Raw genomic sequence first — 18,532 nt, 5'->3', positions numbered from 1 at the left:
ACAGCAATCCGCGGCCGAAACAGCGCCGCCGACGCTCTTCTACTGGGCCTTCCGGCGGGCGGGCGCCTTACTCGCCTCCGACTTCGACGCGGGCTTCTTCGTGCTGCCCGAGGACTTGGCCGCCGGCTTCTTCGCCTTCTTGGGCGAATCGTCGGCTGCGGAGGCGGAACCGCCGTCCTTCTCACCACGCGCGTTCGCGACGCTCTTGCGCAGGGCCTCCATGAGGTCGATGACCTCACCACCCTCCTCGGGCTTCTCGGGCGCCTCGCCGAAGGTGGCCTCGGTGTCGAGGGCGTCGCCCTGCTTCAGCTTCTCGTCGATCAGGGTGCGCAACTCCTGCTGGTACTCGTCGACGAACTGGTCGGGGTCGAAGTCGCTCGCGTACGAGTCGACCAGGCTCGATGAGAGCTCGAGTTCTTTGCTCGAGATGCGCACGTCGGCGTCGAGCGAGGGGAATTCGGCCTCGCGCACCTCGTCGGACCACAGCATGGTCTGCAGCACGAGCACGTCGCCGCGCACGCGCAGTGCGGCCAGCCGCGTCTTCTGGCGCAGCGCGAACCGCACGATCGCGGTTCGGTCGGTGGACTCGAGCGTGCGCCGCAGCAGCACGTACGCCTTCGGGGAGTCACTGTCGGGCTCGAGGTAGTAGCTCTTGTCGAACCACAGCGGGTCGAGCTGGTCGTTCGGGACGAACTCGACCACCTCGATCTCCCGACTGCGCTCCGCCGGGAGCGCTGCGAGGTCGTCGTCGCTGAGGATGACCGTTCGCTCGCCGTCGTCGTAGGCCTTGTCGATGTGCTGGTAGGGAATGACCTTGCCGCAGATGTCGCAGCGGCGCTCGTAGTGGATGCGACCACCGTCTTTGTCGTGCACCTGATGCAGCGAGACGTCGTGGCTCTCGGTCGCGCTGTAGAGCTTGACCGGCACGTTGACCAGGCCGAAGGTGAGCGCGCCTTTCCAGATGGACCTCATCCGTCAAGTGAACACCCCCGGGGCCCGGTGCGCCTAGCCCAACCCGCACCGTTGCCCGATGCCCTAAGTTGACGATATGGCGGCAACGGATGCGCAGCTCGTCTCGGTCGACGGACACCGGCTCAAGGTCTCCAACCTCAGCAAGGTGCTCTACCCTGAGACGGGGATGACCAAGGCCGACGTGCTCGGCTACTACACGCAGGTGGCGCCGGTTCTCCTCCCCCATGCGATGTTCCGCCCCGCGACCCGCAAACGCTGGGTGCACGGCGTCGGAACGCCGGAGAAGCCCGGCCAGGTGTTCTTCCAGAAGGACCTCGGTGGCGGCACTCCCGACTGGGTTCCCCGTGCCGAGATCCAGCACTCGGATGGACCCAAGACCTATCCCCTGGTCAACAACGCGGCGGTACTGGCGTGGCTCGCGCAGGTCGCCGCCCTCGAGATCCACGTTCCGCAGTGGCGCTTCACCCACGACGGACGCCGCCGCAACCCCGATCGCCTCGTGCTCGACCTCGACCCCGGCGAGGGAGTCGGCCTGCAGGAATGCGCGGAGGTCGCGCGCCTGGCCCGCCGCATCCTGCAGGGCATGGGGCTGGACCCGCTGCCGGTCACGAGCGGGTCCAAGGGCATCCACCTCTACGCCCAGCTCGACGAGCGCCAGAGCTCCGACGAGGTCTCGGCCGTCGCTCACGAACTCGCGCGGGCGTTGGAGGCCGACCATCCCGACCTCGTCGTCAGCGACATGAAGAAGACACTGCGCACCGGAAAGGTGCTCGTGGACTGGAGCCAGAACAACGGCAGCAAGACCACCATCGCCCCCTATTCGCTGCGCGGCCGGTTCCGCCCCACGGTCGCCGCGCCGCGCACCTGGCGCGAACTGGCCTCGCCCTCGTTGCGGCAACTGGAATACCACGAGGTGCTCGAGCGCGTGCGGGAACAGGGTGACGCCCTCGCTGCGATCGACACCGGCGTCGGCCCGACGCCCGAGCCCTCGCCACCCGCCCGACCCGAGGGCGTTCGGGCCGCCGCGCCGGAGGACCGGCTGGCCACGTACCGATCGATGCGCGACCCCGAGAAGACACCGGAACCCGTTCCCGCCGCGAAGGTGGTCTCGGAGGGAGCGCAGCAGGGGCACAGTTTCGTCATCCAGGAGCATCACGCCCGGCGCCTGCACTACGACTTCCGGCTCGAGCACGACGGCGTGCTCGTGAGCTGGGCGCTGCCCAAAGGAGTGCCGACCGATCCGGGACGCAACCACCTCGCCGTGCATACCGAAGACCATCCGCTCGAGTACGGCTCCTTCGAGGGCAGCATTCCCTCCGGGGAATACGGCGCGGGCACCGTACGCATCTGGGATGCAGGAACGTACGAACTCGAGAAGTGGCGCGACGACGAGGTCATCGTCACCCTGCACGGTGAACCGGGAGGAGGTCTCGGCGAGGCGCGCCGGGTGGCCCTCATCCGCACGAAGCTCGAGGCCGACGGCAAGCAGAACTGGCTCATCCACCGCATGAAGGACGAGACGCCCGGAACGTGGAGCCGCGACAGCCGCCACCCGATCAGCGAGTCCGCGTCGGCGCCGGAGGCGATCCGGGACGCACCCGTACGGGAGCACTCGCCCATGCTCGCGCGGGCCGGCTCCCCGGCCGATGTCGGCTCTGCGCAGGAGTGGGCGGTGGAGATGAAGTGGGACGGCATCCGTGCGCTGGCCTCCGTCGAGCACGGCTCGGTGCGCCTGCACACCCGCAACGGCATCGACGTGACCGAGCGCTATCCGGAGCTCGCCGACCTGCCTGATCTCATCTCCGCACGCAGCGGTGTCTTCGACGGTGAGATCGTGGCCCTCGACGCCTCGGGCCGGCCGAGCTTCGGTCTGCTGCAGGAGCGGATGGGGCTCACTAAACCGGGCGAGATCCGTGCGACGGCCGCACGGGTGCCCGTGCGCCTGCTGCTGTTCGACGTGCTCGAGCTCGACGGAGCCGACCTCATCCGGGAGCCCTACTCCCGTCGCAGAGCGGTGCTCTCCTCGGTCGTCGAGGAGCGCACAGGATCGCCGATCGGCGTTCCCGACGCCTTCGAGGGCGACCTCGAGGCGGCCATCCGCACGAGCCGGCAGCTGGGACTGGAGGGCGTGCTCGCGAAGGAGCTGGACTCCCCCTACACCGAGGGCCGACGTTCGGGTGCCTGGATCAAGATCAAGCACGTCTCCACGCAGGAGGTCGTGATCGGAGGGTGGCGGCCCGGCAAGGGCCGCCGTGAGGGAACCATCGGCTCGCTCCTGGTCGGCATTCCCGACGGCGATGGGCTCGAGTTCGTCGGACGCGTCGGCACCGGTTTCCGCGAGGCCGACCTCGCCATGCTCCACCGCACCCTCACCGGCCTGGGCAGCGGGCAGAGCCCGTTCCACGAGGTCCCGCGCGCGGAGGCGGCCGACGCACGCTGGGTGAAGCCCGACATCGTCGGCGAGGTCGAGTTCAGTGAGTGGACCCGCGGCGGAAGCATGCGGCATCCCACGTGGAGGGGCCTGCGCCCCGACAAGGCACCCGCGGATGTGGTGCGCGAGCCACCGGCACAGGCGTGATTAACACACGCCCCTAGGGCGGTCAACCCCTTGTCGCCCCGACACGGTCTTCCTAGTTTTGAGGATGTCCGCGGTGGCATGCAGTCCACCGGCTACTCGACGGAGGACGTCTGCGGGGATCGACATGATGGCGCAATCGGAATCCGAGGAATACGACGAGGCCGTTCGCTACTCACGCGAGCAGAACACTCGGGATCTCGACGCGGAGCATGTCCGAACCCCTCCGGCGAGTACAGCGGCGCACAATGATCAGGGCGCCTCCATCACCGATGATGACGGCAGCGGCCGGATGAGACAGAAGCAGAACCAGAACCACTAGTGCATCGCCACCGCGAAGCACACCACGCGGAAGGACCGTCAGTGACGACGGCTGAACGGATCGATCGGGAGGCAACGCCGCCTGCCCGAAAGGGGAACGAGAGCACCATGGCCACACCGATGGTCAGCACCATCCTGCTGGAACTCCGCGAGCACTACGCCGGGCATTCCGCCGGCACGGTGCTCGAGGCGCTTCGCGCCCGCTTCCGCAGCGCGGGCATCGAGGCCTCGGCCGCCGAGATGGAGCGCGTCGCGCTCGACATCGCGCGCATCCGGCCCTGACCGCCCGCCACGACTCGCAGTGTCTCCGGCGGCCTCACGTCGCGACGGATCAGGAGAGCCGGCGCACGGCGTCGTCGGCGTCGACGGCCGCCGCCTCGAGACGCTGGGTACGCCGTACGGCGCGATCGTGGTCGCGGTCGAGGGTGCGGACCTCGTGCTCAGCGCTGGAGAGTTCCCGGTCGACCCGGCGAAGTTGTTCCTCGAGGTCGCGCTGACGTTCCCGTAATGCGGCTTCGGCCCGATGCGCGTCATCGAGCTGATGCTGGAGCCGGTCGGATTCCTCGCGGGCGCCCTCGAACTGCCGGCGCGCCTCGTCGGCCTCCTTTTGCGCCTGCCGGCGTTCCTCGGCCCGTGCACGTTCCGCACGCTCGGTCCGCTCACGCAGCTCCTGTTCCCGCTCCTGTGCGCGGCGGGCGCGTTCGCCGGCCGCGCCCGTGCCTGCGTCGGATGTGGGAGAAGACGACTCCCGCCCACCCGGCTTCCGGGAATCGGACTTTCGGGCAGCCGGCTTCCGGGCGTGCGCTTCACCACCGTCGACCGCCGTTCGCGGAGTGGCCGTTCCCACGCCTCCCGCCGTCGCATCGCGCAGGTCGACGGGATCGAAGCCGACGCTCTCCAAGCCGCGCACGAGTCGACCCGTGAGCACCGCCTGCGCAGCCCAGGCATCGGCGACCGCCGCGTTGAGGGTGTTCCCGACGGCATCGCGCACGGCTGGGCCGAGCTTCTGGCCAGCGTCGCCGGCGAGGGCCGCCGCCTGGTCCACCAGCTGCGCGACCGCTCGCCGTCGCTCCCGGGAGAGGGATGCGAGTTCGCCGGCGTCCAGGGCATCCTGGGCCGCCCGCAGGCGCGCGCCGAGGTCGAGCAGGTCCTCCACGTCGCTGCGACTCTCGCGCACCAGCTGGTTCACCACCCAGGCGTCGGCGGCCGGTTTGCGCAGGCCGCCGATGCTCTCCGAGAGCGCCCTGTCGGAGGCGCGCAGCTCACGAGCCCGGTCGTTGCGGGCCCGTGTGAACTCCGCGAGCGGTAGGCCGTAGAGTTCCTCCGCTGCCTGCGTCAACGCATCCGTGCCCATGGCATCATCCTGCCCCTTCGGCGCCCCGCGTCGCCGATGCTGGACGTCGCGCCCCGCCCGGGACTACCTTCGGGTCATGTCCGGTCGCGACAGGAGTCGGATCGCCGAGACCGCTGCCCGGCCGGCTCGCGCCGTCTTCGAGACCTACAGCTCCGAGCATTCCGTGTATGGAGTCGTTCTCGTGAGCGCCCTCATCGCCGTGGGGTGGCACTTCGACACCGACCTCGAAGTGCTCTGGTTCATCCTGGGCACGGTCGGCGTGTTCTGGCTGACGCACATCTATGCCGCCGTGGTGGCGAGCAGGCATACCGAGGAAGGGCGCGCCCGCCCGGTTCGTGAGGCGGTGCTGGATGCCGCGCGCCACTCCTCGGGCATCGTGGTGGCCATGCTGCTGCCGGCCTTCTTCCTCGGGTTGGCCTCCGTCGGGGTGCTCGACGAATACGTGGCGTACTACATCGCGCTCTGGCTGGGCGTGCTCATGCTCGCGATCATCGGTTACGGGAACTCGGCCCGCAATCGCAGTCCGCTGTACCTGCGCATCCTGAGCGCGATCATCACCGCCGGCCTCGGCCTCGCGGTGATCTGGCTGGGCACGCTCGTGCACTGAGCTTCGCAGCCCGACAGCGACGGCGGCCGCATCGCGGAGCGTTCCCGATTCCCCCGCAGGCGGTCGGGGTGTCAACCCCCGTGCGACGGCCACGCGCAGCGCGCACGATGGAGGCGACCGTCGTGAACGCGTGAAGGGATCCGAGATGTCGAACACCGATCCGCAGGGCAAACCCTCCCAGGCCGAGGGCGACGACGCCCGTGACGGCGAGCAGCAGGTGCAGCCGGCCGAGGGAAAGCCCTCGCAGGCCGAAGGAGAAGACCCCGACCCCCAGGGCAGCTGAACCTGCCGACGGCGCTCGCGGCCACCGCGATGTCGAACGTTGCTAACTGGGCTGGTGCTCGGGCGAACCCTCGCCGTACGCGGAGGCGGATCCCAGAACCGCGCGCGCTGAGCGCAGCTTCGCCTCCGCCTCGCGGGCAAGGAGGTCGTCTACGCGCAGGAACTGGTTGCGCGCCCCTCGCAGCCACCTCAACGCTTCGGCGGAATCGCCCCTGCGCAGGTGCGCGCTGCCGACGATGTCGGCCGCCATCGCACCCAGCGATGCATCGCCGATGCGTCGAGCGAGCCGATGGCTCAATTCACCGAGGACGATGGCGCCGGCGCTGTCCTGGTTGCGGCCGGCATCCGTCGCGGCGACGCCGATGAGGGTCGTCACCCGGACGATGAGCGAAGCCGGATCGGTGCGGAGCGGGGCGACCAGCACGTCGAGGCCCTCGCCCGCCCTCTCGCCGAGGGTGTCGATGATCAGCCGCCACCTGCGGCGCGCGGGCATGAGCACGACTCCGTAGGGCGGCGGCACATCGAACCGCAGGAATGCCGTGCCGGCAGGCAGCCGCTGCAGGCTCCAGGGCAACCCACCGAGCACGCTGGCGTGATCCAGCAGCCTGCCCACGGCGTCGAGGCCAGTGGCCGCGCCCATGCGGCACCTCATCTCTCCTCTGGTGGCCCAGAACGCAGCTAGGAGCGCCGGCCCTCCGGCGCGGTTCTGCACGCTACTCCGCGCGCTGATGCAGGGGAACGCCCGCGTTGGGGTGCCGCGGTCCTCGTGCCGTCAGTCCGAACCCACCGGCGTCTCGTCGGCGGATGCGAGCGAGGCAGCCAGGTCTGAGAACACCATCGCGGTCACGCTCTCGGGCGGGGCGGACAGCACCGTCAGGAGGTAGCCCGGCATGCTGCGCACGGCGAAGTTCTGCACGTCGATCTCGATCGTGCCGACGTTCTCGACCAGCATGTGGATGTGGGCGTCTTCCGGTCCCGACACGTCGTAGCGCTCCCACATGCGCACGAAGTCGGGATCGATCGAGAGCTCGTCGATGATCTGCTTCAATCGGGGCGAGAAGGGGTCCGCATCGCGACGCAGCCCGGCCAGTGTCGACAGCGTCATCGGCTCCCACTCGACCAGCGTGCTCTTCATCCGATCGTTGAACAGGTCGAGGGCGACATTCGAGCCGGCGGAGAGGCCGCCGTGCCCGAAGACCGTCGCCAGCGGATTCGCGGCGATGATGTCGCGGTTGCTGTCGGAGACGTAGGCCGGAGTGTGGGTCCACTGGCTCAGTACGCGCGCGATGCGGTCCGCCGACTCCGCGGCGGGGAGCACGGTGCGCGGCAGGTCCCCGCTGGCGAGGCGGAACAGGTAGCGACGTGAGTCGGCATCCAGTCCCAGCGCCTGCGCGAGAGCGTTCAGCACCTGGTCGGAGGGCCGGGCGCTGCGGCCCTGCTCGAGCCGCAGGTAGTACTCGGGACTGATGGCCGCGAGCCTGGCGACCTCGTCGCGGCGCAGGCCGGGCACGCGTCGGCCCGATCCCCGGTCGAGGCCGAACTCCTCTGGCTGACGCACGTTGCGCCGTGCGCGCAGGAACTCACCCAGTGCGACCGCCTCAGCCGACATTCGCCCATCCTCTCGTTCGGATAGGTCAACCGTACTTTGTGGAGGGGCCACTCCACATCGACGAAAGCTCAGCTCGGCGTCGCGGTCGCTCAACTCGCCGGCGGCGCGGCCGCTGGGCCCCGTCGACGCCGTGCGGTCGTGTAGATCCGCTCGGCGACCCACAAGAGCACGCCGATGGCCAGCAGCGCGATCGCGATCACGTATTGGCCACTCGGGCGTCCCGAGGTCCACGGGAGCACGAGGTAGACGCAGGTGATGGCGCCGATGACCGGCAGGGCGACCGGCGTTCGGAAGTGGATGTGCTCGACCGGCTGTCGGCGCAGAACCAGCACCGCGACGTTGACGACCGCGAACACGGTGAGCAGCAGCAGTGACGTGGTGCCGCCGAGCAGGGCGACGATCGGACCCTTCTCGTCCAGGGAGACGTAGACGATCAGGCCCGCCGCCAGCGCGCTGGTGAACAGGATCGCCGCCCAGGGCGTGCGACGCCTGGGCGCGACCTTCGCGAACAACGGAGGAAGCACATGCTGCCTGCTCATGCCGTAGAGAAGACGGCTGGCCATCATCATGTTGATCAGCGCGGTGTTCGCGACGGCGAACATCGAGATGAACGGCAGCAGGGCGTTGATGGGGAAGCCGGGAGCGGCCGCCTCGACCGCCGTCACGAGCGGCGTCTCACTGCCGACGAGCTCGCCGATGGGAACGAGGGCGACCACGGTGATCGACACGAGCACGTAGATGACGGCCGCGATGCCGAGTCCGCTCAGCATCATCTTCGGGAAGATGCGGCTCGGATCCTTCGTCTCCTCGGCCATGTTCACCGAGTCCTCGAAGCCGACCATCGCGAAGAAGGCCAACGACGTGGCCGTGCTGATCGCCAGCAGCACCCCCTTGTCCTCCGGCGTCTCGAACGCCACCACCCGCGACCAGTCCGCATTTCCGCCGAAGATCGCCCACATGCCGATGAGGATGACGAGCAGCAGGCCCGAGAGCTCGACGAGCGTCAGCAGCACGTTGAGCCAGACGCTCTCGCTCACCCCTCGCAGGTTCACCAGCATGATCACCACGATGAACGCGAGAGCAATGAGCATCGTCGTGAGCACCGCATCCGGAATGGCGAAGGCGACGGTGAGGTTCACGGCGAACGCGCGCGCCGCGGTCGACGCCGACGTGATGCCCGAGGTCATCACGATGAAGCACACGATGAAGGTGAAGAAGTGGATGCCGAACGCCTTGTGCGTGTACAGCGCCGCTCCCGCGGCCTGCGGGTACTTCGTGACCAGCTCGAGGTAGGAGAAGGCGGTCACCGTCGCCACCGCGAAGGCGAGGAGGAAGGGCAGCCACGCCGCGCCGCCGACCTCGGCTGCGACCTGGCCCGTGAGCGCGTAGATGCCGGTTCCGAGGATGTCGCCGACGATGAAGAGCAGCAGCAGTCCGGGCCCGAGCACCCGTTTGAGCTCCGGCTGTTCCGGTTCGGCGGTCTTGACGACTTGCGTCCAGGACGGATCACTCATCTGATGCCCCCTTGCTCGAGGCCAGCCGATCACATCCGGCGCTCGGCCTCAACCCTCAGGCGCGAAATCGTCGGCGGCTGACCACTCCGCCAACCGCGCGAAACCCTCGTCGATCGTGACGCTCGGGGTCCACTGAAGGTCCGTCCGCACGCTGCGCTGGTCGAACCAGTGCGCCGTCGAGAGCTGCTCCGCGAGAAACCGGGTCATCGGCGGCTCGTCGCGCCCCGGGCGGATGCGCCAGACGGCCTCGACGACACCTCCGGCGGTGCGCGCGAGAGCCGCGGGCACGCGCCAGGAGGGAGCCGGGACGCCGGAGGCGATGCAGATGCCCGCCAGCAGTTCCGCCACCGGCCGCGGCTCGCCGTTCGTCACCACGTAGGAGCGGCCGTGCACCGATTCCGCCCGCGAGAGTGCCGCGACGATCGCGGAGACCGCGTTGTCGATGTAGGTCGAGTCGATGAGCGCTGCGCCGCTGCCGAGCAGGGGCAGTCGCCGCTTCGCGGCACGTTGCACGATGCGGCCCACCAACTGCGGATCCCCCGGTCCCCAGACCAGGTGTGGGCGAACGACGACGACCGCGAACCCGTTTGTGTCGGCGTCGAGGGCGAGCAACTCGGCAGCTGCCTTGGTGCGGGCGTAGTCGCCGCGCGCGTGAGCCGGATCGGCGCGCGCCGTGCCCTCCCCCATGATCGACGCACCGAGGTGGGCGACGGAGGGGGACGAGACCTGCACGAAGCGCCGCACTCCGGCGGCCTGCGCTTCGGCCAGCAGCAGGCGGGTACCGCCCACGTTGACCCGGTCGAAATCGGCGACCGCTCCCGCCAACGAGACCTTGGCGGCGAGGTGCACGACGGCTTCCGTGCCCGCGAGCGCCCTCCGCACGTGCGCGGCATCCGTCACGTCGCCCAGGGCATCCGTCGCGCCGGCGACCCTCGAGGGCCGACGCTGGAGCGTGGTGACCGCGTGCCCAGCCGCAAGGAGCTGCGACGCCACCGCCGCGCCGAGAAAGCCGCTGGCTCCCGTGACGAGCACCTTCACGGCCGACGCACCCGTTTCCCGCGCAGCACGGAATCGGCCCACGCCGCGAGTGCGGTGCGATCGATCTTGGAGTTGTGGCGGATGTCGGTGGGCAGCACGCCGACCGTGAGCACCGCCGCGAGCGGTCGCGACGACGCAGCTCGCACCGCTGCGGCGAGCGACGCGTCCGCAAGGCCCGCACCGGCCCTGCGGTCGAGTTCGACCACCGCGACGAGGGCCTGGGTACCGCGCGGGCCGACGCCGACCACGGCGGCGCGACGCACACCGTCGACGCCCTCGATGCGCTGCTCGATTCCGACCGGGGTCACGACCCCGTCGGCCGTGACCATCACGTGCTGCAGTCGTCCCTCGATCCAGAGACGCCCCTCGGCGTCGAGGTGACCCACGTCCCCGGTGCTGTGTCGGCGCACTGCGCCGTCACTGTGCGCCCTGGCGATGCGGTCGACCGCCCAGAGCCGGTCGTAGCCCTCACGCAGGTGGGGCGCGGCCACGACGATCTCACCGGTGACGCCCGGCTCGGCCGTGAGCCGAGGGGTCGGGCGGCCCTCGGAGTCGAGCGGGCTGATGCGCACGACGACGCCGGCTACCGGCGCGCCGACGCAGACGCCTCCGGCATCCGCTTCACCATCAGTCGGGCGGGCCTCCCCGGCACCGCTCGCGGCGTGGATGCCGTCGAGCGTGATGTCGGTCATGAGCAGGCCCTCGGTCATGCCGTACGGGGTGTGGGCGGTTGCGGCCGGCATGAGCGCGACGATGCGCTCGAGCAGTCGCGCCGACACGGGAGCCCCCGCCGAGAGCACTGTGCGGATGCGGGCGAGCGCGTCGCGCTGGGCATCGTCGAGCCGATCGGCGGTCGCGACGACGTTCGCGAGCGCGGCCGGCGAGAGGAACAGCACCGTCGCGTCGGCGGCGCGGGCCGCGTCGGCGACGGCCGTCGCGGTCAGGGTGCGCGGCGCGGTGACGTCGCCGACGGGAATCACGGAGCGCGCGCCCAGCGCCGGCCCGAGCAAGGCGAACGGCGCGAAACCGGCGACGAGGCCCGTGCCCTCCCCCAGCTCGAAGTGGGTCGCGAGCGCATCGCGCAGGGCACCGAGCTGGGCCTGCGTATAGCGCACGCCCTTCGCCGGTCCCGTCGAGCCCGAGGTGAAGAGCACTGCCGCCAGGTCGGCGCCCGACGGCGTGGGAAGCGGCGCGCGATCCGTGCCGGTGGCCATACGCGCGCGTCCCAATCGGAGCAGGTCGCCCAGGGAGTGCTCCACCGAGAGGGAGCGGGCGAAGGCCGGGGACAGGGTGGCGACCGAGATGCGGCGGCCGGGCCATCCGAGCGCTCGGGCCGCGAGGAGTCCCGGCAGCGCTCCGACGATCACCGTGGGATGGGCGCCGCGGATGGCCCGACCGAGTCCGCGCAGCCCAAGACCGGCGTCGGCCACGACCACGACGGCTCCGATGCGCACCGCCGCGTACAGCACGGCCGTGAGGTCGGCCGATGGCGGCACGAGCAGGCTGATCCGGTCGCCAAAGCGCACTCCGGCTGCCACCAGTCCGTGCGCCAGTTGCTCGACCCGTCGTGCGAGGAGCGACCAGGTGACCACGCGCTCCGAGCCATCTGGGCCCGCTCCCATGTCGATGAGCGCGGGGGCGTCGAGACCCGCGTTGCGCTGGATGGGGGCCCACAACGGTTCGCTCGGCTCCCTCTCATCCTCACTCGCCGCCTCGGATGCGGAATCGGCGCGGGGCGGCCGAACCGTCTCGTCGAGCCAGTCGAGCACGACGGATGCGTAGTCGACCTCTTCGGCGATGAGGTGCCCGGCGCCCTCGAAGCGGTGAACGTCGGCGTGAGGAAGCCGGTCGATGAGATCGCGCAGGTACACCTCACCGAAGACGGGGTCACGGGGGCCCCACAGCACGAGGGCCGGAACATCGAGTGCGGCGACTCCCGCCGCGATGCGATCGAGTTCGGGAAAGCTGGGGTGGGACGGGTCGGCCGGAATGTCGGCGACGAAGTCGCGGATGCCGCGCCGGCGCCTGGACGACGTGTACGGCGAATGGAATGCGTCGCGCACGCCCCGTTCGAGCGCCGGCCGCGCGAGCGAGAGCGTCGTCTCGAGGAAGGACGGCGTCGCCGCCGTTCCGACGTCGAGCACGCCCGGCGCGAGGGCGAGGCGGAGCGGAGCCGGGATCGGCCGACCTTCCGGCTGGTGCACCGCCGTGTTCAGCAGCACGACTCCGGCCAGCAGGTCGGGGTGATCCACCGCCCACCCGAGGCTCACCGGTCCACCCCAGTCATGCCCGACCGTGATGAGCTTCCCCTCGAGCCCGAGCGCCTCGGTGAGGGCGCCGAGGTCGGCCACACGGTCGGCGAGACGGCGTACGCGCCCGGTGCGCTCGGAGTAGCCCATCTCGAGCTGGTCCACGGCGATCACCCGCCAGCCGGAGTCGGAGCCGTCGGCGAGTGCGGCATCGGTCGCCTGCGTCACCAGCTGACGCCACAGGTAGGACCAGGTGGGATTCCCGTGGACGCACAGCAGGGTGCCGACCGGTGTGACGCCCGCGGCCTCGAGCGCGGGGCCGTTGTCGAGCAGGTGCCATTCCGCACCCGCCGCGCTGACGATCCGCGAGTACCCCGCGTCGAGTCCGGGCAGGCCGGAACTCGGCAGGGATGCAGCGATGACCACCCGCTACCAGGCGATCTCGAGCATCGACGTGTTCAACCCGGAGCCCACGCCCATCAGGAGCACCCGATCCCCACGCCGAAGCGAGGCCGCCTCCTGCGCGAGCGTGATCGGAATCGAGGCCGGCCCGATGTTTCCGAGGGTCGGGTAGGTGAGGGGGATGCGCGAGCGGTCGAGTTTCGCGGCCTTCACGATCGCGTCGGTGTGCACGTCGGAGACCTGGTGCATGATGTAGCGGTCCATTTGCGTCCAGTTCCAGCTCTTGCGGGCCTCGCGCCATGCAGCCGTCACGAGGTCCATGCCGCCCTTCAACAGGGCCTTCGCATCGGTGAACATGCCGTCGACGCTGCCGACGCAGAGCGCGTTGAACTGGGTTGCGGCGCGGGTGACGCCGCCGAGCATCCGGTGGCCTTCCGGATGCCGATCGCTGCGGCCGATCACGGCGGCCGCGGCGCCCGACCCGAGGGTGAGGCTGGCGAACTCGCTCATGAACTCCGCGCGTCCAATGCCCTCGCGCTGCAGGCGCTCGATGGTGTTCAGTTGCACCTGGTCGGCATCCTCGCCGTCGACGACGACGGCGTAGTCGATCTGCCCGGAGTCGACCATTCCGGCGGCGAGGTTCATCCCGTTGACGAAACCGAGGCAGGCGTTGGTGACGTCGAAGTTGATGGCCGACGACGGAAGCCCGAGCCCGTGGTGGATGCGCACCGCGACCGACGGTTCGAGATGCGGGCGGGTGATCGACGTGTTGATGAGCAGGCCCACCTGATCGGGGCGTACTCCTGCCTCCGCGAGCGCGCGACGCCCGGCGTCGACGGCGGCGGAGTCGAAGGTCACGCCCTCTTCCCAATTGCGGCGCTCACGAACCCCGGCGACGCGCTCGAGCAGACGCGTCGGCAACTTCAGCCGCTGGAGCACGGGAAGAAGATGACGCTCGATGTCGTCCGACGTGGTGATGCGGTTCGCGAGCGTGGTTGCAACCGAGAGCAACGAGGCATTGTTGTGCCGCGTGGTCGCGTTCCCGGAGATTTGGGCCATCTTCCAACAGTAGTTCCTCCAGAAAGTGCCGTCGCACGCGTTGACAGCGGCCGGATCCGGTTCTATGGGTCGGCTCCATCCACTGCTCCGGCGACGGTTCGAGCGACACCGAATGCGCGGCTACTGAGTGCTCAGATCAGACCACGGCACGTCGAAGTACTCCACGGTCGTCTGCCTCTCGATCAGATAGCGATCATCTTCCGGGTAGAACACCGCCTCCTCGATGCGCTCCCCCGCGAACGCGGCGATGTCGGCCTGCGAACTCCATAGAGACAGGGTTCGAACCTCGGTGCGGTCCTCGTCCACGTCGCGATAGAGCAGCACCGCACCGAGATTGCCGGGGGTCGCCCGGTATTCCTTCAGTCCGGTGCGCTCCAGGTACTCCCGATAGGGCTCGCGGTCCGCTCGGCGGATCCAGCCCGTCCAACTCCTGAGAACAGTCACTTCCCGAGACATGTGCCTCACCTCTCCCCCGCCCTCGGAACCCACCATGGATGACGGGGCGGTGAGGAAAGTCAAGCCGTGCCGCTGCCTGTTCGTCGCCGATGGCCTCCGGTTTGGCGGCATCTGATGCCGATGTGTCCGATCGGCGTCTCTCGGGACCGATTCCCGACGATCAGCCGGCCGCGGGCTCGGAGGCCGGCATCCCGTTCGCCGTCGCCGGGATGCGTCTCTCGAGAACGGATGCGAGCACGCAGATGCCGGCGCATCCGGCCACCATGAGCGCGATGTACCAGGCCCCCAGGTCGTGCTCGAGGAGCAGGCCGGCCGCGACGGGACCCGTGATCGTGCCAGCCTGGAAGGCGGCCGAGTTGATGGCGTTGTAGCGTCCACGGGTGCTGTCTGAGGCGAGGTCGTTGTAGACCGCCGGCACGGTCGGCTGCAGCAGCGTCTCGCCGAAGGCGAAGACACCCATGTATCCGAGCACGCCGATGGCGGCCGCGAGAGTACCGGGAAGCAGCCCGCTCGCGCCGAGCACCACCCACGAGGTCGCCCAGACCGCGGCCATGACCACCATCACGCGCGTGCGGCGACGGCCGCTGATGTGCTTCAGCACGGTGAACTGCAGCAGCACGATCACGGCGGTGTTGACCGCGAACGAGAATCCCACCACCTGCGTGGAGACGTGCGAGACCTGCCGCGCGTAGGCCGGGAATCCGGCCTCCATCTGTCCGTAGCCGATGAACACCGAGATGAACGTGAGCAGCGTGAGCCACCGCACCGCCGGTTGCCGGAGGATCTCGCGATACCCGCCGACGGGCTGGTCCTCGTCGGGCGCCGTCTGCGTGCGAACGTGCCGGAGTGGTCCCAGCAGCAGCGCGGCGGGAACAAGGCTGCTCGCCGCATTGAGCAGGAAGATGACCGTGAACGTCTCGGGTCGCGAGACGTCGACGTAGAAGCCGCCGATGATGCCGCCGACGCCGATGCCGAGGTTCAGCAGGGCGAAGTTCACCCCGAAGTACTGCTGCCGCAGGTTGCCGCTCACGATCGAGGCGATGAGCGCGTTGAGCCCCGGCCACGAGACGCCGAAGTTCACGCCGATCAGCACGAGGGCGAGCGCCGCCATGCCCGGCTCCGTCGCGAACGCGAGCAGGGAGCATCCGAGCATCATCGATGCGAGGCCAGCGAGCAGGATCGATCGGGCACCGTAGCGGTCGATGAGCGTGCCACCCGGCCCGGTGACGAGAAGGCCGGTGACCGCGATGATGCTCATGAGTGCACCCGAGAGCCCGAGATCGAAGCCGCGCACCTCGTGCAGGTAGATGATCGTGAACGGGAGCGTCAGGCCGCGCCCGAGCGTCTGAAGGGCGACGGTGGACAGCAACCAGCGTCCCTCGGTCGGCAGAGCGCCCCAGAACTCCCTCATCCCGCTCACGCCGAGATTCTCCCCGTGACCACCGACACCGCGCGAACGGGTTCAGCGGCCGATCGGACGAGAGCCGCCGGCATCCGCGTCAGCGTGCTCGCTCGAGCGAGCGCTTCACCGGTCGGCGTCGGAAGGCGAAGATCATGCCCGCGCCCACCAGGAGCGCTGCCGAGGCGACCCACCCCACAGCCGCCTGATCGCCGCCGGTTGCTGCGAGAGGACCGTTGCCGCCGCCGCCCGCCGCCGTGGGCTGCACCACGATCCATTCGAAGGGGTCGGTATCGCAGATGGTCGGCAGACTGACGATGCACGCGGTGGTTGTCACCTCGTAGGTTCCGGGCGTCGTCAGGATGCCGCGGATGATGCCGGTCGCGGGGTCGATGACAAGGGCAGGCGGCAGACCTGTGGCGGTGAAGATCACCGGCTCGCCGTCGGAGGCCACCGCATCCACCGTGACGGAGGCCGGCGTTCCCACGGGTGTGACCTGCGTAGGCGGCTCGATCACCTCGACCGTCGGCAGGGTCGGTCGGTCGTAGCACGGAGCGGCAGGGTCGGTGGCTTGGAATCCGATCGCCGGCAGCACCGTCAGCGTCTGGACGGTCTCGCCGGAGGTGATGACCGTTCCATTGGGGAAGGCGGGATCGAAGCCCGGCTCGACCGGCTCCACGGTGGCGGTGTACGTACCGGGGCCCGTGTAAGCGGAAGCGAGGTAGACCCGGTATCCCTGCCCGGGGAACTCATAACCATTCGGGTCACGTGCGGGGGTATTGTTCGCGAACAACAGCGATCCGTTGGCGGTGCACGTGGGCGGGCTGACCATCGTCGAAAGGTCGGGGGCTGCGATCGGCGTCGGTGGCGGGGCCACGTAGCACGGTGCATTCGGATCGGTCGACTGCGGACCGGTCGCGGGCAGTACCGTCAGAATCTGGACGGTTTCACCGAGGATGGTCGTGCCGCTCGGGAACGCGGGATCGAAGCCGGGCTCTACCGGGTCGATCCTGGCGGTATAGGTGTTCACGCCGGAGTACGGCGGATCGAGGAAGACCCGGAAGCCCTGGCCGGGGAACTCGTACCCGTTCGGCTCTGCAGTGGGAGGGTTGTTGGTGAACGTCAGCGCGCCGGGCACACCGCAGCCGGGTGCACTGATGTACGACGACAGGTCGGGCGCGAAGATCTCTTCCGGCGCATCGAGGATGTCCACCGGCTGCCGCGTGGTGGCCGTGGGACCGCCGTTGCGCGAGACCATCTGTCCCGTGTAAACGACAGTCGTCGACGTGCCTCCCGACGACGTCACGGTCAGGGTGACGTCGAAGGCGCCCGGTCCTCCGTAGACATGCTCCAGCGTCGGCGTCGTGGTGGTCGTCGTCTGGCCGTCTCCGAAGTCCCAGGTGTAGAGGGCCACTGTTCCGGCAGCCGCCGTCGATGCGGACGCGTCGAACGAGGTCGGAACACCGGCCGGCGCGGGCGTCGCAAAGAAGGCCGCTGTCGGCGCTTGGTCTGGGGCAAGGGAGATCTGCACGTTCTGAGCGCCGACCGGCCCCAGGTTCGCCCCCATGACATGACCGATCGCGTCGTACCGCAGCACGCTCGTCGCCGTCTGCAGGTAGACGCGGGCTCCGTCGGAGCTCACCGCGAGATGGCTCGTGAAGCCATTCACGTTGGTCGTACCCGTCGACACCTGTCGAATCACCGCACCGGTCGCCGGCGCGATCTCCACGATGTTGCTCGTTGCGGAGGTGATCGCGTAGAGCACACTCCCGTCGGGCGAGAAGGCGACCGAGGTCGAGCCGTTTCCACTCGCCGAGCCGAGGGTCGCGGGGGTCACCAGCGCCCGCAGCGATCCATCCGCGTTGACGATCCGAACCGCGGCCTGCGCCGTCGTACTCGGGGTATCGAAGGCGACGGCGACGCTGGCTCCGTCGGGCGACACGGCGATCGAATAAGGGTCGCTGCTGACGGTGAACGTGCTCACGGTCCGGCCGGGGAGTGCGACGACGAAGAACTTGTTGTTGAGATGGTCGGTCGCATAAAGCCGCGAGCCATCGGGGCTCAGCGCTACTCCCCTGATCTCACCACCGAGGGCGATGGGCGCCCGAAGGGTGAACGATGTGACGTCGATGACGCCGACGGAGCCGTTGCCCGCCGTGTACAAGGTCGCGCCGTCGGGACTCAACGCGAGCGGAGTGCCGTAGAAGCTCGCGAGCGACAGACCGAGCGAAACAGTTCCCGTCACCGTGCCGGTGGCGACATCGACGCGCTGCACGGATGCGGGCGACGTCTTCGACATGTAGTACGCCGTCGTTCCGGTCGCATCCAGCACGACGCCGATGGCACCGACGTTCGTCGCGGTCGGCAACGTCGTTTCGGGCGCGAATTCGGATCCCCCGGCAGCAAGCCGAACCTGCTGATTCTTCTGCTGGTCCGCCAGGTAGAGGCTCTGCGCATCATCGGCGGCAGCCACCGCCCGCGGCGCAGCCCCCGCGAGAAGGCCGAGCCCGACAAGGACGGTGAGCACCGTGCTAAGGCTGACCGTCTTCCTCAGTGTCGTGCGGCTTCGTGCGATTCCCATGCGTGCCCCCGATGCAACGCCTGACCCCAGCGTGGCATCTGGCTCCGCACTACGTCAATGACGAGACCGAGCGATGGGGATCGCCGTGCGTGAGCGCAGCCGCGATCATCCAGG

Annotated in this window: 16 protein-coding genes; 5 read left to right on the top strand and 11 right to left on the bottom strand. The window is 69.4% G+C overall.

Features of this window, described 5'->3' with window-relative positions; genetic code table 11:
• Positions 1 to 39: 39 nt before the first annotated feature.
• Positions 40 to 972 (bottom strand): non-homologous end joining protein Ku, encoded by a 933-nt coding sequence (ku, locus tag WDJ51_RS05425; RefSeq protein WP_337851416.1) that lies wholly within the window; start codon positions 970 to 972, stop codon positions 40 to 42.
• 76 nt (positions 973 to 1,048) lie between these two features.
• Here ku and WDJ51_RS05420 point away from each other — a divergent pair, with 76 nt between their 5' ends.
• From WDJ51_RS05420 to WDJ51_RS05410, 3 genes are all read left to right on the top strand, one after another.
• A complete protein-coding gene (locus tag WDJ51_RS05420) occupies positions 1,049 to 3,550 on the top strand; it encodes an ATP-dependent DNA ligase (RefSeq protein WP_337851415.1) in 2,502 nt (833 codons plus the stop codon).
• Positions 3,551 to 3,674: 124 nt separating this feature from the next.
• Positions 3,675 to 3,869 (top strand): hypothetical protein, encoded by a 195-nt coding sequence (locus WDJ51_RS05415; RefSeq protein ID WP_337851414.1) that lies wholly within the window; start codon positions 3,675 to 3,677, stop codon positions 3,867 to 3,869.
• Positions 3,870 to 3,976: 107 nt separating this feature from the next.
• Positions 3,977 to 4,150, top strand: a complete 174-nt coding sequence (locus tag WDJ51_RS05410; RefSeq protein WP_337851413.1) for a hypothetical protein — start codon at positions 3,977 to 3,979, stop codon at positions 4,148 to 4,150.
• A gap of 49 nt (positions 4,151 to 4,199) precedes the next feature.
• On the opposite strand, the gene WDJ51_RS05405 is transcribed toward WDJ51_RS05410, so the two are convergent.
• Positions 4,200 to 5,222 carry a transposase gene (locus WDJ51_RS05405; RefSeq protein WP_337851412.1) on the bottom strand — a complete coding sequence of 341 codons (1,023 nt, stop codon included), beginning with the start codon at positions 5,220 to 5,222 and terminating at the stop codon, positions 4,200 to 4,202.
• Positions 5,223 to 5,298: 76 nt separating this feature from the next.
• Here WDJ51_RS05405 and WDJ51_RS05400 point away from each other — a divergent pair, with 76 nt between their 5' ends.
• Positions 5,299 to 5,829, top strand: coding sequence for a hypothetical protein (locus tag WDJ51_RS05400; RefSeq protein WP_337851411.1), 531 nt, complete (start codon positions 5,299 to 5,301; stop codon positions 5,827 to 5,829).
• 145 nt (positions 5,830 to 5,974) lie between these two features.
• On the top strand, positions 5,975 to 6,112 hold the full coding sequence (locus tag WDJ51_RS05395; protein ID WP_337851410.1) for a hypothetical protein: 138 nt from the start codon (positions 5,975 to 5,977) through the stop codon (positions 6,110 to 6,112).
• Positions 6,113 to 6,154: 42 nt separating this feature from the next.
• Here the strand turns inward: WDJ51_RS05395 and WDJ51_RS05390 are convergent, their stop codons facing one another.
• The 9 genes from WDJ51_RS05390 to WDJ51_RS05350 all read right to left on the bottom strand — a co-directional run bounded on the left by WDJ51_RS05390 (position 6,155) and on the right by WDJ51_RS05350 (position 18,364).
• Positions 6,155 to 6,751: a hypothetical protein gene (locus WDJ51_RS05390; RefSeq protein WP_337851409.1), complete on the bottom strand. Its 597-nt coding sequence runs from the start codon at positions 6,749 to 6,751 to the stop codon at positions 6,155 to 6,157.
• Between the two features lie 132 nt (positions 6,752 to 6,883).
• Positions 6,884 to 7,720, bottom strand: coding sequence for a helix-turn-helix domain-containing protein (locus WDJ51_RS05385; protein WP_337851408.1), 837 nt, complete (start codon positions 7,718 to 7,720; stop codon positions 6,884 to 6,886).
• Between the two features lie 89 nt (positions 7,721 to 7,809).
• On the bottom strand, positions 7,810 to 9,234 hold the full coding sequence (locus WDJ51_RS05380; protein WP_337851407.1) for an APC family permease: 1,425 nt from the start codon (positions 9,232 to 9,234) through the stop codon (positions 7,810 to 7,812).
• A gap of 48 nt (positions 9,235 to 9,282) precedes the next feature.
• Complete coding sequence (locus WDJ51_RS05375) at positions 9,283 to 10,272, bottom strand: NAD-dependent epimerase/dehydratase family protein (RefSeq protein ID WP_337851406.1); 990 nt, start codon at positions 10,270 to 10,272, stop codon at positions 9,283 to 9,285.
• Complete coding sequence (locus WDJ51_RS05370; RefSeq protein WP_337851405.1) at positions 10,269 to 12,947, bottom strand: alpha/beta fold hydrolase; 2,679 nt, start codon at positions 12,945 to 12,947, stop codon at positions 10,269 to 10,271. Before WDJ51_RS05370 ends, WDJ51_RS05375 begins: the two co-directional genes overlap by 4 nt.
• 3 nt (positions 12,948 to 12,950) lie before the next feature.
• Complete coding sequence (locus tag WDJ51_RS05365) at positions 12,951 to 13,982, bottom strand: 3-oxoacyl-ACP synthase III (RefSeq protein WP_337851404.1); 1,032 nt, start codon at positions 13,980 to 13,982, stop codon at positions 12,951 to 12,953.
• A 120-nt stretch (positions 13,983 to 14,102) separates the two neighbouring features.
• Entirely contained in the window at positions 14,103 to 14,438 is a 336-nt protein-coding gene (locus tag WDJ51_RS05360; protein WP_337851403.1) for a hypothetical protein, read from the bottom strand.
• 160 nt (positions 14,439 to 14,598) lie between these two features.
• On the bottom strand, positions 14,599 to 15,849 hold the full coding sequence (locus WDJ51_RS05355; RefSeq protein ID WP_337851510.1) for an MFS transporter: 1,251 nt from the start codon (positions 15,847 to 15,849) through the stop codon (positions 14,599 to 14,601).
• An 88-nt stretch (positions 15,850 to 15,937) separates the two neighbouring features.
• Positions 15,938 to 18,364, bottom strand: coding sequence for a PKD domain-containing protein (locus tag WDJ51_RS05350; RefSeq protein WP_337851402.1), 2,427 nt, complete (start codon positions 18,362 to 18,364; stop codon positions 15,938 to 15,940).
• Positions 18,365 to 18,532 lie beyond the last annotated feature (168 nt).

Origin of the sequence: Rathayibacter sp. YIM 133350, from assembly GCF_037404875.1 — a bacterium.
In the GTDB taxonomy this organism is placed as follows: Bacteria; Actinomycetota; Actinomycetes; order Actinomycetales; family Microbacteriaceae; genus Orlajensenia.
This window is presented reverse-complemented; position numbering and strand designations above follow the sequence as displayed.

Bases quoted from the DNA above. Each gene is read 5' to 3' on its own strand.
- WDJ51_RS05365 (WP_337851404.1), bottom strand. From the start codon at position 13,982: ATGGCCCAAATCTCCGGGAACGCGACCACGCGGCACAACAATGCCTCG.
- WDJ51_RS05410 (WP_337851413.1), top strand. From the start codon at position 3,977: ATGGCCACACCGATGGTCAGCACCATCCTGCTGGAACTCCGCGAGCAC.
- WDJ51_RS05400 (WP_337851411.1), top strand. From the start codon at position 5,299: ATGTCCGGTCGCGACAGGAGTCGGATCGCCGAGACCGCTGCCCGGCCG.
- WDJ51_RS05360 (WP_337851403.1), bottom strand. From the start codon at position 14,438: ATGTCTCGGGAAGTGACTGTTCTCAGGAGTTGGACGGGCTGGATCCGC.
- WDJ51_RS05415 (WP_337851414.1), top strand. From the start codon at position 3,675: ATGATGGCGCAATCGGAATCCGAGGAATACGACGAGGCCGTTCGCTAC.
- WDJ51_RS05390 (WP_337851409.1), bottom strand. From the start codon at position 6,751: ATGGGCGCGGCCACTGGCCTCGACGCCGTGGGCAGGCTGCTGGATCAC.
- WDJ51_RS05405 (WP_337851412.1), bottom strand. From the start codon at position 5,222: ATGGGCACGGATGCGTTGACGCAGGCAGCGGAGGAACTCTACGGCCTA.
- WDJ51_RS05385 (WP_337851408.1), bottom strand. From the start codon at position 7,720: ATGTCGGCTGAGGCGGTCGCACTGGGTGAGTTCCTGCGCGCACGGCGC.
- WDJ51_RS05380 (WP_337851407.1), bottom strand. From the start codon at position 9,234: ATGAGTGATCCGTCCTGGACGCAAGTCGTCAAGACCGCCGAACCGGAA.
- WDJ51_RS05420 (WP_337851415.1), top strand. From the start codon at position 1,049: ATGGCGGCAACGGATGCGCAGCTCGTCTCGGTCGACGGACACCGGCTC.
- WDJ51_RS05355 (WP_337851510.1), bottom strand. From the start codon at position 15,849: ATGAGGGAGTTCTGGGGCGCTCTGCCGACCGAGGGACGCTGGTTGCTG.
- WDJ51_RS05395 (WP_337851410.1), top strand. From the start codon at position 5,975: ATGTCGAACACCGATCCGCAGGGCAAACCCTCCCAGGCCGAGGGCGAC.
- ku (WP_337851416.1), bottom strand. From the start codon at position 972: ATGAGGTCCATCTGGAAAGGCGCGCTCACCTTCGGCCTGGTCAACGTG.